The organism is Variovorax paradoxus NBRC 15149, from assembly GCF_001591365.1.
GTDB lineage: Bacteria > Pseudomonadota > Gammaproteobacteria > Burkholderiales > Burkholderiaceae_C > Variovorax > Variovorax paradoxus.
This window is the reverse complement of sequence record NZ_BCUT01000001.1, coordinates 449867-462787: the sequence shown is the minus strand read 5'-3', so window position 1 is coordinate 462787 and position 12921 is coordinate 449867. Positions and strand designations below refer to the sequence as shown.

11 protein-coding genes are annotated in these 12921 nt (G+C 67.5%); 10 read left to right on the top strand and 1 reads right to left on the bottom strand.

The genetic code is table 11. The features are described 5' to 3' along the window. Positions 1–29 precede the first annotated feature (29 nt). The 9 genes from VPA02S_RS02135 (at position 30) to VPA02S_RS02095 (ending at position 10697) form a co-directional block, all read left to right on the top strand. The gene (locus tag VPA02S_RS02135; protein WP_062361854.1) at positions 30–839 is read left to right on the top strand and encodes an enoyl-CoA hydratase/isomerase family protein; all 810 of its coding nucleotides are present in this window, start codon (positions 30–32) and stop codon (positions 837–839) included. After that, positions 836–1627 (top strand): enoyl-CoA hydratase-related protein, encoded by a 792-nt coding sequence (locus tag VPA02S_RS02130; RefSeq protein WP_062361851.1) that lies wholly within the window; start codon positions 836–838, stop codon positions 1625–1627. Before VPA02S_RS02135 ends, VPA02S_RS02130 begins: the two co-directional genes overlap by 4 nt. Before the next feature lie 2 nt (positions 1628–1629). Beyond that, the gene (locus VPA02S_RS02125) at positions 1630–3144 is read left to right on the top strand and encodes a 3-hydroxyacyl-CoA dehydrogenase (protein ID WP_062364374.1); all 1515 of its coding nucleotides are present in this window, start codon (positions 1630–1632) and stop codon (positions 3142–3144) included. Positions 3145–3241: 97 nt separating this feature from the next. Continuing rightward, a complete protein-coding gene (locus tag VPA02S_RS02120) occupies positions 3242–4555 on the top strand; it encodes a phytoene desaturase family protein (RefSeq protein ID WP_062361849.1) in 1314 nt (437 codons plus the stop codon). Positions 4556–4566: 11 nt separating this feature from the next. Next, positions 4567–6270 (top strand): acyl-CoA dehydrogenase family protein, encoded by a 1704-nt coding sequence (locus tag VPA02S_RS02115; protein ID WP_062361846.1) that lies wholly within the window; start codon positions 4567–4569, stop codon positions 6268–6270. A gap of 11 nt (positions 6271–6281) precedes the next feature. Beyond that, the gene (locus VPA02S_RS02110) at positions 6282–7496 is read left to right on the top strand and encodes a CoA transferase (RefSeq protein WP_062361844.1); all 1215 of its coding nucleotides are present in this window, start codon (positions 6282–6284) and stop codon (positions 7494–7496) included. Positions 7497–7582: 86 nt separating this feature from the next. Next, positions 7583–8284, top strand: a complete 702-nt coding sequence (locus tag VPA02S_RS02105) for a nitroreductase (protein ID WP_062361841.1) — start codon at positions 7583–7585, stop codon at positions 8282–8284. Positions 8285–8608: 324 nt separating this feature from the next. Continuing rightward, positions 8609–9820 carry an enoyl-CoA hydratase-related protein gene (locus VPA02S_RS02100; RefSeq protein ID WP_218002171.1) on the top strand — a complete coding sequence of 404 codons (1212 nt, stop codon included), beginning with the start codon at positions 8609–8611 and terminating at the stop codon, positions 9818–9820. Next, positions 9810–10697, top strand: coding sequence for an acyl-CoA thioesterase (locus VPA02S_RS02095; RefSeq protein WP_062361832.1), 888 nt, complete (start codon positions 9810–9812; stop codon positions 10695–10697). Before VPA02S_RS02100 ends, VPA02S_RS02095 begins: the two co-directional genes overlap by 11 nt. Before the next feature lie 66 nt (positions 10698–10763). On the opposite strand, the gene VPA02S_RS02090 is transcribed toward VPA02S_RS02095, so the two are convergent. Next, on the bottom strand, positions 10764–11393 hold the full coding sequence (locus VPA02S_RS02090) for a TetR/AcrR family transcriptional regulator (protein ID WP_081247478.1): 630 nt from the start codon (positions 11391–11393) through the stop codon (positions 10764–10766). Between the two features lie 161 nt (positions 11394–11554). Here VPA02S_RS02090 and VPA02S_RS02085 point away from each other — a divergent pair, with 161 nt between their 5' ends. Next, positions 11555–12811: an NAD(P)/FAD-dependent oxidoreductase gene (locus VPA02S_RS02085; RefSeq protein WP_062361826.1), complete on the top strand. Its 1257-nt coding sequence runs from the start codon at positions 11555–11557 to the stop codon at positions 12809–12811. The last annotated feature ends 110 nt before the right edge of the window (positions 12812–12921 follow it).

Sequence of the window (12921 nt, the reverse complement as noted above, 5' to 3'; positions counted from 1 at the left end):
CCCTTCCTTTGAATGAAACGCCAAGGCATATGACTGTCCCTGCGAATCCGAACCCGGTGGTGTTGCTGGACCGGCCCGCCCCCCACGTGGCGCGCCTTCTGATCAACCGCCCCGACAAGCGCAATGCGATCGACCACGATGTGCGGCAAGCGCTCACCGCCGCGATCGCCGGCATCCGTGACGACGGCAGCGTGCGCGCGCTGGTGTTCGGTGGAACGGCGGGCGTGTTCTCGGCCGGCGGCGATGTGCCGAGCATGCTGGGGCTGGACGAGGCCGGCGCGCGGGCACGGATGCAGCACGTCGCGGCGCTGTGCCGCATGGTCGCGGCCTTGCGCATGCCGGTGGTCAGTGCCGTCGAAGGCATCGGCGCCGGCGCGGCAGTCGGCCTCGCGCTGCTCGGCGATCACATCGTTGTGGGGGCGGGGACCCGCATCCTGTTTCCCTTTCTCCAGCTCGGGCTGGTGCCGGACTGGGGGCAGATGCTCACGCTGCCGCGCCGTGTGGGCGTGCGCGAGGCCCGACGCATCCTCACGGCGGGCGTGCCTGTGCGCGGCGAGGAAGCGCAGCGCATCGGTCTGGCCGACGTGCTGGTGGCCGACGACCAGGTGATGGCCTGCGCCATCGAGAAGGCGAGCGAGCTCGCGCGGCTCCCGATGGGGGCTTTTGCGCGGATGAAGGACCGGCTCACGCGTGTTTCTTCCTCGCTCGACTTCGAGCTGCAGCGCGAGGAAGACGACCAGGCGGTGAGCCTGACCGGCGACGAGTTCCGCGAGGGCTACGACGCCTTCAAGAACAAGCGGCCCGCCGATTTCATCGGGATGCCGGGAGTGAAGGCATGACGGGCGCCGCCAACGGGCCGACACCGGAGGGCGTGCGGATCGAGCGCGACGGCGCCGTCGGCATCGTCGTGCTGAACCGGCCGGAGAAGCGCAATGCGCTCGACATCGCCATGCGCCGCGCGATTGCCGAGGCGGTCATGACGCTGGACCACGATGACGCGATCCGCGCCATCGTCATCACCGGCGGCACCGTGTTCGCGGCCGGCGCCGACCTGAACCTGCTGGTCGACAAGGGGGCGCAGGAGGTGGCCGGCATCGACCTGGGCCAGTACTGGGCGCCGGTGGCGCAATGCAGCAAGCCGACCATCGCAGCGGTCGCCGGTTTCGCACTCGGTGCGGGCTGCGAGTTGGCGATGATGTGCGACTTCATCGTGGCCGATTCGACCGCGCGCTTCGGCCAGCCGGAGTTGGCGGTCGGCATCATGCCCGGCGCCGGCGGCACACAGCGACTGCTGCGCGCCGTGGGCCGGCCGGTGGCCGCGATGCTTTTGCTGACCGGCGAGCAACTGACGGCCGACCGCGCCTTCCAGCTCGGCCTGGTGGCCGAGCTGGCTGAAGAGGGCCAGGCACTGGCGCGCGCAACGGCGCTGGCGCGCAAGGCCGCGCGCATGCCGCCCAAGGCGGTTGCCGCCACGCGCCGCATGCTTCGCCAGGGCCCCGACCTGCCGCTCGACGCGGCCCTCGCGCTGGAGAACCGGGAGTTCCTGCTGCTCTTCGACACCCCCGACAAGACCGAGGGCATGCGTGCCTTCCTCGACAAGCGACGCCCGGAATTCACCGGCAAATGACCATGACAGACAAACTCAAGATCGCCGTCATCGGCGCCGGGACCATGGGTCGCGGCATCGTGCAGCTCTTCGCCCAGGCCGGGCACCGGGTGCATTGCTTCGACAGCTTCGAAGGCGCCGCAGGCAAGGCGGTGGAATTCGTCGTCGGCATGATCGGTCGGGGTGTCGAGAAGGGCCGCCTCGACGCCGATGAATTCGAGCGCATCCGCGGTCAGATCCATGCCGCCGAGACGATGCAGGACCTCGCGGATTGCAACGTCCTGATCGAAGCCATCGTGGAAGACCTGGAGGCCAAGCGCGCGCTGTTCCGCAGCCTCGAAGCAGTCGTCTCGCCCGAGGCGATCCTCGCGAGCAACACTTCGTCGCTCGTGGTCGCCGAGATCGCAGCCGCGTGCGCACATCCGCAGCGGGTGGCGGGCCTGCATTTTTTCAATCCGGTGCCGCTCATGAAGGTGGCCGAGGTGATCGCCGCGGTGCGTACCGCGCCGGCGGTGGTCACCGCATTGCGCGACCTGGTCGCGGGTGCGGGCCATCGCGCGGTGGTGGCGGCGGATCAACCGGGGTTCCTCGTGAACCATGCGGGACGCGGCCTTTACACGGAAGGGCTTCGCCTGCTCGAGGAACAGTCGGCCAGCGTCGACCAGATCGACCTTGTGCTGCGCGAGGCGGCCGGCTTCCGGATGGGGCCTTTCGAGCTGCTCGATCTCACAGGACTGGACGTCTCGAGCAAGGTGATGAGTTCGATCTACGAGCAGTTCCAGCAGGAGCCGCGCTTCCGTCCCTCGTCTTTGGTGCCGCCGCGGGTGGCGGCAGGTCTGTTCGGTCGCAAGACAGGGCAGGGCTGGTATGCCTATGAAGGCGATGCGCGACAGGTTCCGCCGACGGCCCCGGTGCCGGCGCTGCCGACCGGCCTGGAGGTCTGGGTGGCGCCGGAGGCCGCGGAGCGCGACGCGTTGAAGACGCTGGTGGAGGCCGCCGGTGCGCAATGGGTCGAACGTCCGACGCCCGAGGCACTTCTGATCGTCCAGCCCTGGGGCGGCGACGCCACCGGTGAGGCGGTCGCGCTCGGGCTCGATGCTGCGCGTTGCGTCGCGATCGACCCGCTGCCCGGCCTGGGGCGCCATCGCACCCTCATGCTCACGGTGGCCACCGCGCCGGCCATGCGCGACGCCGCGCACGCGCTGTGCGCACACGACGGCGTGGGCGTCACGGTGATCAACGACAGCCCCGGCTTCATCGTGCAACGCGTGCTGGCGACCGTCGTCAACATCGCGGCCCAGATCGCACAGCGCGGCATTGCATCGGTGGAGGACATCGAAGATGCGGTCAAGCTGGGGCTTGGCTATCCGCAAGGTCCGCTGTCCTGGGGAGACCGCATCGGCGGGGCGCGGGTGCTCGCGATCCTGCGACGCATGCAGGCGGTGACGGGCGATCCGCGCTACCGGCCAAGTCCCTGGCTCGAACGGCGTGTGGCGCTGGGCCTGTCCCTGCGCACGGCCGAGGCCGCACGCCGATGACCGCTGTGCCGCAGGCCGGCACCGCTCACCCGCGCGCATCGCGCCGCGCCACTGTCATGCCTAACCGAACGAATCCATCCACAGGAGAACAATCATCATGAGCGAGACCGTGATTCACCCCATCAGCTACGACGCCGTCGTGATCGGCGCCGGCGCTGGAGGCCTCAGTGTGGCCGCGCGCCTCGTGGCCGCAGGCAAGAAGGTGCTGGTGGCCGAGAGCCTGGCCCGCGTCGGCGGCCGCGCCTCGAGCGAGCAGATCGACGGCTTCACAGTCAACATCGGCGCCATCGCGATCGAGAAGGGGTCCACCTTCGAAGAGACCTTCGCCTTGCTCGATGTCGAGCTCGACCTGCGCGAGCCCAACCCCGCGACCGTCTTCCTGATCGACGGCAAGATCATCAATGTCGCCAAGGGCGGCTGGGGCATGCTGCTGGGCGGATTCACCAAGCAGGCGGCGAAGATCGGCGCCAAGTTCGCGGATGCGCGCGGCGGCGACCTGCCCGAGGCCAAGCTGACCACCAAGGAGTGGTTGTCGCAATACACCAAGAACGAGACCGTGCATGCAATCTTCCGCAACCTGTGCGCGGCCATCTTCGCGGCCAACTCGGATGAACTGCCCGCGCGGGCCTTCCTGACCTACTTTGCAGTCAAGGGCGCGTTCAAGCGCTTCGGCTTCTGCCCGCGCGGCACAGTCGGGCTGTGGAACGACCTGACCGATGCGATCCGCCGCCGCGGCGGTGAGGTCTGGCTCGATGCGCCGGTGGCGGCGCTGAACATCGAGAACGGCCGCGCGACGGGCGTCGACCTGGTCAAGGACGGCGTGACGCTGCGCGTCAATGCGCGCGCCGTGATCAGCAACATCGGCCCGCACGCCACGGCCCTGCTGCCGGGCGCAGAAGCTTTCGGCGGCGAATACATCGCGCTGGCGACCACCGGGCCGAAGCCGGCCGCCAACATCGTCATCAACTTCGCGACGCGCGAGCGCCTCTACGATGCGCCGGGCCTGGTCACCTTCGGGCGCACGCGCCGCCTGTGCAACATCGGCGAGCTGACCGCCACCTGCCCCGAACTGGCGCCCGCAGGCTGGCACCAGTACGTGGCCTATGCCGTGCCGCACCCCGCGCTGGGCGACTTCGACAACGACGCCGAGGTCGAGGCCTCGCTGCAGGACCTTCGCGATCTTTTCCCCGGCTTCGCGAACGCGAAGATGCTGTCGGTGCGCGTCATGCGCGACGGCTGGCCCGCCCAGCGGTCTTGCGGCGGCTACGACCTGCCGCAGACCACGCCGCTGCCGAACGTCTGGCATGTGGGCGATGCGGTCAAGCCCTACGGCGATGGCGGCACGCAGGCCTGCGCGGACACGGGCCGTTCCGTGGCCAAGCTGGCGCTCGATGCGCTGGCCGCGGCTTGAGGCGTCGCACCATGGCCGCGAACCCAGACATCCAGACCTGCGCGTTGCTGCTGGCGCGTTTGCGCCCGCTCTTCGAGCAGGCCACGCAGGCGCTGGCGCAATGCTGCGCCGAAGAAGGCGTCTTCAGTGCGCGTCGCTTCGACGCGCAGCAGGTCGCCAGCTATGAACTGGCCTGGGCCAGCGCCGATCTGCTCGCCGCGGAGACGGCCATCCAGGGCCCCGGCAGTGATGCGAACTCGCTCGAAACCGGCCTGGCGCTGGTCTTCGGCATCGATGCCATCGGTTCGGTGCTGGCGCGCACGGAAATGCTCTTCCTCGAGCTCGGATTGGACATCGCGCCCCTCCAGGCCTTCGCATCGGATGCCGCATGGGCGGCCTTGCGCCGTTCAGCCGGCAGTGCGGCCGCGCTGCAGGCGGTAGGATGGGCGTTGGCCAATGCCGACGGCGAGGTCGGGGGCGTGGTGCTCGACGAGGCCCATGCGATGGCGCAGGATGCCTTTCGCCGCTTTGCCGCCGATGTGGTGGCGCCGCAGGCCGAAGCACTGCACCGCCATGACCTCACGGTGCCCGAGAGCCTGCTGCAGCCGCTGCGGGAGATGGGCGTGTTTGGCCTTTCCGTGCCCGAGCGCTTCGGCGGTCACGCGCCGAACGACCGTGACGACACGCTGCTGATGGTGCTGGTCACCGAGGCTCTCTCCGAAGCGTCGCTGGCGGGCGCCGGCAGCCTGATCACGCGGCCCGAGATCCTGAGCCGCGCGCTGATGGCCGGCGGCACCGAGGAACAGAAATCCCATTGGCTGCCGCGCATCGCCGCAGGTGATCCGCTGTGCGCGATCGCGATCACCGAGCCGGACTACGGTTCGGACGTCGCCAGCCTGATGCTGCGCGGCACGCGTGTCGAAGGTGGATGGCGCCTGGATGGAGCCAAGACCTGGTGCACCTTTGCCGGCAAGGCAGGGCTGGTGATGGTGGTGGTGCGCACCGACCCCGATCGCTCGGCCGGCCATCGCGGGCTGAGTCTGATGCTGGTGGAAAAACCTTCGGACGACGGCCATGCCTTCGCCTATCGCCAGAGTGAAGCGCAGGGTGGCGGGGCGCTGACCGGCAAGGCCATCGCGACCATCGGCTATCGCGGGATGCATTCGTTCGAGCTGTCGTTCGACAACCTGTTTGTGCCCGAGAGCCACGTGATCGGCGGCGCAGCGGGTCTGGGCAAGGGTTTCTATTTCACGATGGCCGGCATGATGGGCGGCCGCATGCAGACTGCGGGGCGTGCGTCGGGTGTGATGCGCGCAGCCATCCGCGCAGCCCTGCGCTATGCCGCCGACCGCAAGGTCTTCGGTTCGCCCCTGCTCGACTGCCCGCTGACGCTCGCCAAGCTGGCACGCATGGGCGCGCGCTATGCGGCCTGCCAGCGCCTGGCTTACGCGGTGGCCCGGACGCTCGACGAAGGCGGCGGCCGCATGGAAGCCAGCCTGGTCAAGCTGCTGGCCTGCCGCTCGGCCGAATGGGTCACGCGCGAGGCGCTGCAACTGCATGGGGGCAATGGCTACGCGGAGGAGTCTCCGGTGAGCCGCTACTTCGTCGACGCCCGAGTGCTGTCGATCTTCGAGGGCGCGGAGGAGACGCTGGCGCTCAAGGTCATCGCACGCAGCCTGCTCGAGCAGGCGTTGGCCGACGCCACGCCCGCCCGGTCGGTCGCCCCCGTGCGTTGAGGAGCGGCGCGATGGAAAACGCGAACCTGCTGGAGGGCATGCGCGTGGTCGAGGCCGCCGCGTTCGTGGCGGCGCCGCTCGGCGGCATGACGCTGGCCCAGATGGGGGCGGAGGTGATCCGCATCGATGCGCTGGGCGGTGGCCTGGACTACCGGCGCTGGCCGGTCACCCGGGACGGCACCAGCTTGTTCTGGGCCGGGCTCAACAAGGGCAAGAAATCTGTCACCCTCGACCTCGGCTCGCCCGAGGGCCGGGAGTTCGCGATGGCACTCATCGCTGCCCCCGGCGAGGATGCGGGCATGTTGCTCACGAACTTCCCGCCGCGCGGCTGGCTCGATCATGAGAAGCTGCGGGAGCGGCGCAGCGACCTGATCCAGCTGACCGTGCAGGGGGACCGCCATGGCGGTTCGGCCGTAGACTACACGATCAACCCCCGCATGGGCCTGCCTTACCTCACTGGCAGTGAAGCGGTCGAAACGGCTGTCAACCATGTACTGCCGGCCTGGGATCTTGTGACGGGACAGATGGCAGCCGCAGGGTTGCTGGCGGCGGAGCGGCATCGGCGGCGCCGGGGCGCGGGACAGCACGTGAAGCTGGCGCTCGAAGACGTGGCGCTTGCGGCCGTAGGCAGCCTGGGCTTTCTGGCGGAGGCTCAACTGGGGCAGGCGAGGGGTCGTCACGGCAACCATCTTTTCGGTGCGTTCGGCCACGACTTCGCCACCTCGGACGGCGTGCGCGTGATGGTGGTCGGCCTCACAGGAAAGCAATGGCGTTCGCTCTGCGATGCGCTGGCGATGGGAGACGAGATCGCCGTGATTGCGCAGCGCACCGGGCTCGATCTTGCGCGCGAGGGCAACCGTTTCATCGCGCGCGAAGAGATCGCGGCCGTGGTCGCACGGTGGATGGGTGCCAGGCCGTTCGCGGACGTGGCCACGCAACTCGATCGGCATGGCGTCTGCTGGGGCAAATACCAGACGGTCGGCCAGCTCGTGAGAGAAGACGCCTCCTGTTCACTGGCCAATCCGATGTTCGGCGAGGTCGATCAGCCCGGCGTGGGCCACTTGGTCGCGCCAGGCCTGCCGCTGGATTTCTCTGCCGTGGCGCGACGTCCCGTGCAGCCGGCCCCGCGGTTGGGTGCAGACACGGAGCAGGTGCTGTGTTCGGTGCTCGGCGTGGACAGCGCCGAGTTCGGTCGTCTGCATGACAGAGGCGTGGTCGGCGGGTGATTTCCGGCGTCCTTGCAAGTTCCAAAACCCAATGAAGAACATCATGGAAATGAAGTTTGCACTGCGTGTGCACGAGAGGTTCGCGCATGGCTGAAGCCTCCCTTGCATTTGACACGCTACGTTCGCTGCTGAGCGAACGCTACAGCTGCCGGGCGTTCCTGCCCGCCCCGCTCGCACGCGAGCAGATCGAGCACGTGCTCGATGCGGCCCAGCGCACCGCCTCCTGGTGCAACGCGCAGCCGTGGCAGGTCTATATTGCCAGTGGTCCGCGTCTGGAGCGGCTGCGCACGGCGCTGGTGGCCGTCGCGTCCGACGTGCCAGCGCCCGACCTGTCATGGCCGCGTGCGTACAACGGCATCTACCGCGAGCGTCGGCGCAAGTGCGCCATGGGTCTCTATGCGGCGGTCGGCATCGCAGAGGGCGACCGCGTCGCATCGGCGCGGCAGGCGAGCGAAAACTTCAGGTTGTTCGGGGCGCCGCATCTGGCCATCGTGACGGCAGACGAGGCGCTCGGCACCTATGGTGCGATCGACTGCGGCGCGTACGTCGCCAACTTTCTGACAGCTGCGCAGGCGGTGGGCGTTGCGGCGATCCCGCAGGCGGCGGTGACTGCGCATCCCGCCGTGCTTCGTGCGCACCTCGACATTCCACACGAGCGCCGCATCGTGTGCGGCATTTCTTTCGGAATGGCCGATGCATCGCATCCGGCGAACAGCTTTCGCACCGCGCGCGCACCGGCCAGCGACTGCGTGGTGTGGGTCGGCGAGGGCGACGAAGAGGGCGGTTGATACCACCACTCAGCGCTTGGGCGGAGCGGGCGGCACGAAGCGCTGCCCCTCCCATGCGCGACGTCCCGTGCAGCCGGCTCGGCGGTTGGGTACAGAAACGGAGCAGGTACTCTGTTCGGTGCTCGGCCTCGGCAGCGCCGAGTTTAGACGACTGCAGGACAAGGGCGTGGTCGGCGGTTGATGCTCGGCAGTCAACGACGCGCCGCTTGGCGCCGACCTGAAAATTCATTACTGTTTTAATAAACCGACAAGACGGTCTATATACTGATGCCCATCGGACCTCGATGGCCGGTCGATTTTTGGAGTGAACACATGCAACAACACATGGACGAAGCCGCCCGCATTGAACGCGCACGCCAGTTGTACCAAGCCTTGGCCAAGGGTGACCGCGAAGCTCTGGATGCGCTCTTGCATCCCGAATTCACGGGCCGGACCACCGAGGGGCTGCCGTTCGGCCTTGGTGGAACCTATCAAGGCGCGAATGCGATGCGCCGGGAATTCTGGGGTCAGATCGCGAAGAATTTCATTGCGCAGGCCCAACCGACGAGCTTTCATGGGCTCGACGATGGGCGCCTCCTGGTGCAGGGCAGGTACACCGGCGAGGCCCGCAATGGAGGCGGAAGGCTCGACGCCGAGTTCATCCACATCCTGAGCTTCGCCGACCGGAAGATCAATGGACTGAGCCAACTCACGGACAGCGAACGATGGGTCCAGGCTTCGGTGAGCGGCGCACCGCCGTTGCCGCAGGCCTTGCGTACCTTGACGTTCGACGTGCAGGATGGGCTCGCGACGATCTGCTTGAACAGGGCGGATGCCCACAACGCGATCAATGCACACATGGCGGACGAACTGTGCATCGTGGCCGGGCGATGCGCCAACGACCTGTCGATCCGGGCCGTGCTGCTGCTTGGCAACGGAAAATCATTCACAGTGGGAGGCGACCTCGCCTTTCTGTCGAAAGCCAAGGACGGCGAACTGCCGGGCCTGCTGCGTGCAATGACCGGCCCGTACCACGAGGCCTTGCGCACCTTCAGCCGCCTGCATGTGCCCATCGTGGCTGCCGTGCATGGCGCGACCGCCGGAGGCGGCCTGGGGCTGATGTACTGCGCCGACATCGTGGTGGCCGCGGAGAACACGAAGATTGCGCTGGGCTTCGGCGCACTCGGGCTGTCCATGGATGGCTCGAATTCCTGGTTTCTCCCGCGTCTGGTGGGCATGCGAAGGGCTGCGGAGCTGTACCTGGAAGGGCGCGTCCTCAACGCGGACGAAGCGCTGGACTGGGGCCTGGTCAATCGTGTGGTGCCGCTGGCCGATCTGCTGCGCAACGCACGCGCCAGCGCGGAGCGCCTCGCAGAAGGACCGACCCAAGCCTATGGGGAAGTGCGGCGCCTGTACCGGGAGTCCCTGGGGGCCACCTTGTCCGAACAACTCGGCGCTGAAACGGAGGCCTTGCACCGGACTGCTGCCACCACGGACGCAACCGACGCCATTGCGAGCTTCATCGGCAAGCGCAAGCCGGTGTTCCATGGCCGATAGCCTCCAGCCCTGGAACGAGGCCGACCTGCCGGCGCTGCTGACATTGACGCAAGCGCGCGAGGGGCACGGGCACTATCGCAACCGCCATGGGGATGTGAACCTGAACGGCCGGTCCTTCGGCGGGCAGAGTCTGGGGCAGGCGTTGATGGCTGCATCGATGAGCGCCCCGCCCGACCGCGAGGCGACCGCGATGCAGTTCATGTTTCTGCAGGGCAGCGTGCCGGACCAGCCCATTGACTTCGAGGTCACGCCCTTGCAGGACGGCAAGCGCTTCACATCGCGACACGTCCGTGGCACGCAGGGCAGTCGCTCGCTGTTCGATGCGCAGGTCACCTTCGCATTGCCACTGGACGCGCCTGAGCACCAGGTGGCGATCCAGGCGCTGGAATCGAATCCTGACGACGTGCCACCGCTTCCGGATGCGTCGCTGCCCTGGGAGTCTCGCCTCAAGCGACTCGGCGGCTATTCCCTGCGCGAGAAGGCGTGCATTGACTTCCGCGTGCCCGATATGGAGTCGCAGGTGGCGCCCGATACGGCAACCCTGCGTCTGAGGTACTGGCTCAAGGCGCGTCATCCACTGCCAGCGACCCAAGGCATGCACGCTGCGGCATTCGCCTATATGTCGGACTGGTGGCTCAATTTCAGCAGCCTCGGCTCGCATGTGAGAGACCTCGACAGCGACCGGCGGCTGTACGTCGCGAGCCTCAATCATTGCATCTGGTTCCACCGTCCATTCGCAGCAGACGACTGGCTGCACTTCGACAGCCACAGCCCCTGCGCCGTGGCGGGGCGCGGACTGTCGATCGGCAGCGTGCATGACCGCCATGGCGTGCTGGTGGCATCAGTCACCCAGGACTGTCTCATGGGCTACGCCTGAACCCGGGCCGCGCGACCTGCTCAGGGCACCTGGTTCATTCCTCCCGGCCGGGCCTCCGCCACGTCATTAGCGTCCGCCGTTATTCAGGCAGCCGTCGGCAAAACCGCTGTCCTTGAAACCATGCACGAACAGGTGCGAGATGCGCGCGGCGAGTTCGGCCGGAGCGATTGCGCCACTCTTTTGGTACCAGGTGAAGGTCCAGATGATCATGCCGAACAGCAGCATGGCGTAAGGAGTCTGCACTTTGTCCGGCAGCATCAGCGCAGGGTTGATTTCCTTGAGAAGGCCGGTCATCAGGTCGACCAACTGCGTCTCGAGCTTTCGCACCAGCTTGCGATGCGCCGCGGGCAGGAACTTGAGGTCGTTCATCAACACGAGGTGCTCGTCGCGCGAGTGTGCGGCCCGCCTGACAAACGCATCCACGTAGCGCTGGAAACGTTCTTCCGCTGAGATCGGCATGGCCACGATGTCGGTGAGTTCGCTGGCCTGGCCGGCGATGTGCTCGCGCACGATCTCGAACAGCAGGTTTTCCTTGCCGGGGAAGTAGTGATAAAGGCGCGACTTGGACGTGCCACACGCAGCGGCCACGTCCACCATGGTCGTCAGTTCGAAGCCCTTGCGCGCGAACAGCACAGCCGCGCGGTCGAGGATGGATTGCTTCTTGTCGCCGTAATCGTCTGCGCGTACTCGTGTCATGCCATGGCCAGTTGGTTGCGGATGCGCCTCGGGTTCTGAAGCCGATCTTGTCGATGGCAAGCAGGCGCATCCCCTGCTTGCATCGAAGCCTCCGATTCCCTATTATTAGACCGACTAGTCGGACTATAACGTCCTCACGCACCGAAAGCCTAGGGAAAATCATGCAATCAACCGATACCCTGTTGATCGTCGGGGCCGGCAGCGCCGGCTCGGAACTCGCCATAGGCGTTCGCCAGCTCGGCTGGCCCGGGCCGATCGTGCTGCTCGGCGAGGAGCCCTGTCTGCCTTACCACCGGCCGCCTTTGTCCAAGGCCTTCCTCCAAGGAACGGCGACGCCCGAGTCGCTGACGATGCGGCCGCAGGAAACGTACGAGAAATCGCACATCGAAGTGCGGCTGGGCATCCGCACCGCGTCGATCGACCCAACCGCGAAGACCGTGACACTGCAGGGCGGCTCGACGCTGGCCTACGCCAAGCTCGCGTTGTGCACCGGCGGCCGTCCGCGTCAGCTGGCGGTCGAAGGACTCGTGGCGGATGCGACGCCCGCCAACCTGCACGTCCTGCGCACGCAGGCGGACGCGAAGGCGATCCGCGAGGCATTGGCCGAAGGCACCCGCCTGGTCGTGATCGGCGGCGGGTACGTGGGCCTGGAGGTCGCCGCCTCGGCGCGCAAGCTGGGCGCCCACGTCACGGTGCTGGAAGCCCAGCCGCGCGTGCTGGCCCGCGTGACGGGCGAAGCGCTGTCGGCCTTCTACACAGAGGTGCACCGCGATGCGGGTGTCGACCTCCGGGTCGGTGTCGCCGTGCAGCGCGTCGAATGCGACCAGTGTGGCCGCGTGCGGGCCGTGATCTGCAGCGACGGCCAGCGGCTGGAGGCGGATTGCGTCGTGGTGGGGGTGGGCATGCTGCCCAATGCAGAGCTGGCAGCGGCCGCCGGGCTCGCCGTCGACGGTGGCATCGTGGTGGATGCGCTCGGCGTCACCTCGGACCCTGACATCGTGGCGGCCGGCGACTGCACGGTGCACGACCATGCGCTCTACGGGCGGCGTGTGCGGCTGGAGTCGGTGCCCAATGCGCTCGAGCAGGCGCGTGCGGCGGCCTCGGGCCTTTGCGGCAAGCCCAAGCCCAACCATGCCGTGCCGTGGTTCTGGTCCGATCAATACGATCTGAAACTCCAGATGGTCGGCCTGTCGGCTGGCTTCGAACAATGCGTGCTGCGCGGCAAGCCGCAGGAGCGCAGCTTCATCGCCTTCTACCTGCGCGACGGCTGCGTGATCGCCGCCGATGCAGTCAATCGGCCGGCCGACTTCATGGTGGCCAAGAGGCTGGTGGCGGCGGCATCTCGCATCGATGCGGCCCAGCTGGCGGATGCGTCGCTGGCGCTCAAGCAACACCTGGCGCCACTGGCTTGCGCATAGCGATTCCATTCCGACCCGGGTAAGCACTAGTGCCGGCCGGTCTGCAGCACGACACAATCGAGCCATTAAAAGACCGACCCGACGGTCTAATAAAGAGGCAAAGTCCTTCG

Coding starts and splice junctions, on each gene's coding strand:
- VPA02S_RS02130 (WP_062361851.1), top strand. CDS start 836: ATGACGGGCGCCGCCAACGGGCCGACACCGGAGGGCGTGCGGATCGAG.
- VPA02S_RS02110 (WP_062361844.1), top strand. CDS start 6,282: ATGGAAAACGCGAACCTGCTGGAGGGCATGCGCGTGGTCGAGGCCGCC.
- VPA02S_RS02100 (WP_218002171.1), top strand. CDS start 8,609: ATGGACGAAGCCGCCCGCATTGAACGCGCACGCCAGTTGTACCAAGCC.
- VPA02S_RS02115 (WP_062361846.1), top strand. CDS start 4,567: ATGGCCGCGAACCCAGACATCCAGACCTGCGCGTTGCTGCTGGCGCGT.
- VPA02S_RS02090 (WP_081247478.1), bottom strand. CDS start 11,393: ATGACACGAGTACGCGCAGACGATTACGGCGACAAGAAGCAATCCATC.
- VPA02S_RS02105 (WP_062361841.1), top strand. CDS start 7,583: ATGGCTGAAGCCTCCCTTGCATTTGACACGCTACGTTCGCTGCTGAGC.
- VPA02S_RS02085 (WP_062361826.1), top strand. CDS start 11,555: ATGCAATCAACCGATACCCTGTTGATCGTCGGGGCCGGCAGCGCCGGC.
- VPA02S_RS02135 (WP_062361854.1), top strand. CDS start 30: ATGACTGTCCCTGCGAATCCGAACCCGGTGGTGTTGCTGGACCGGCCC.
- VPA02S_RS02095 (WP_062361832.1), top strand. CDS start 9,810: ATGGCCGATAGCCTCCAGCCCTGGAACGAGGCCGACCTGCCGGCGCTG.
- VPA02S_RS02120 (WP_062361849.1), top strand. CDS start 3,242: ATGAGCGAGACCGTGATTCACCCCATCAGCTACGACGCCGTCGTGATC.
- VPA02S_RS02125 (WP_062364374.1), top strand. CDS start 1,630: ATGACAGACAAACTCAAGATCGCCGTCATCGGCGCCGGGACCATGGGT.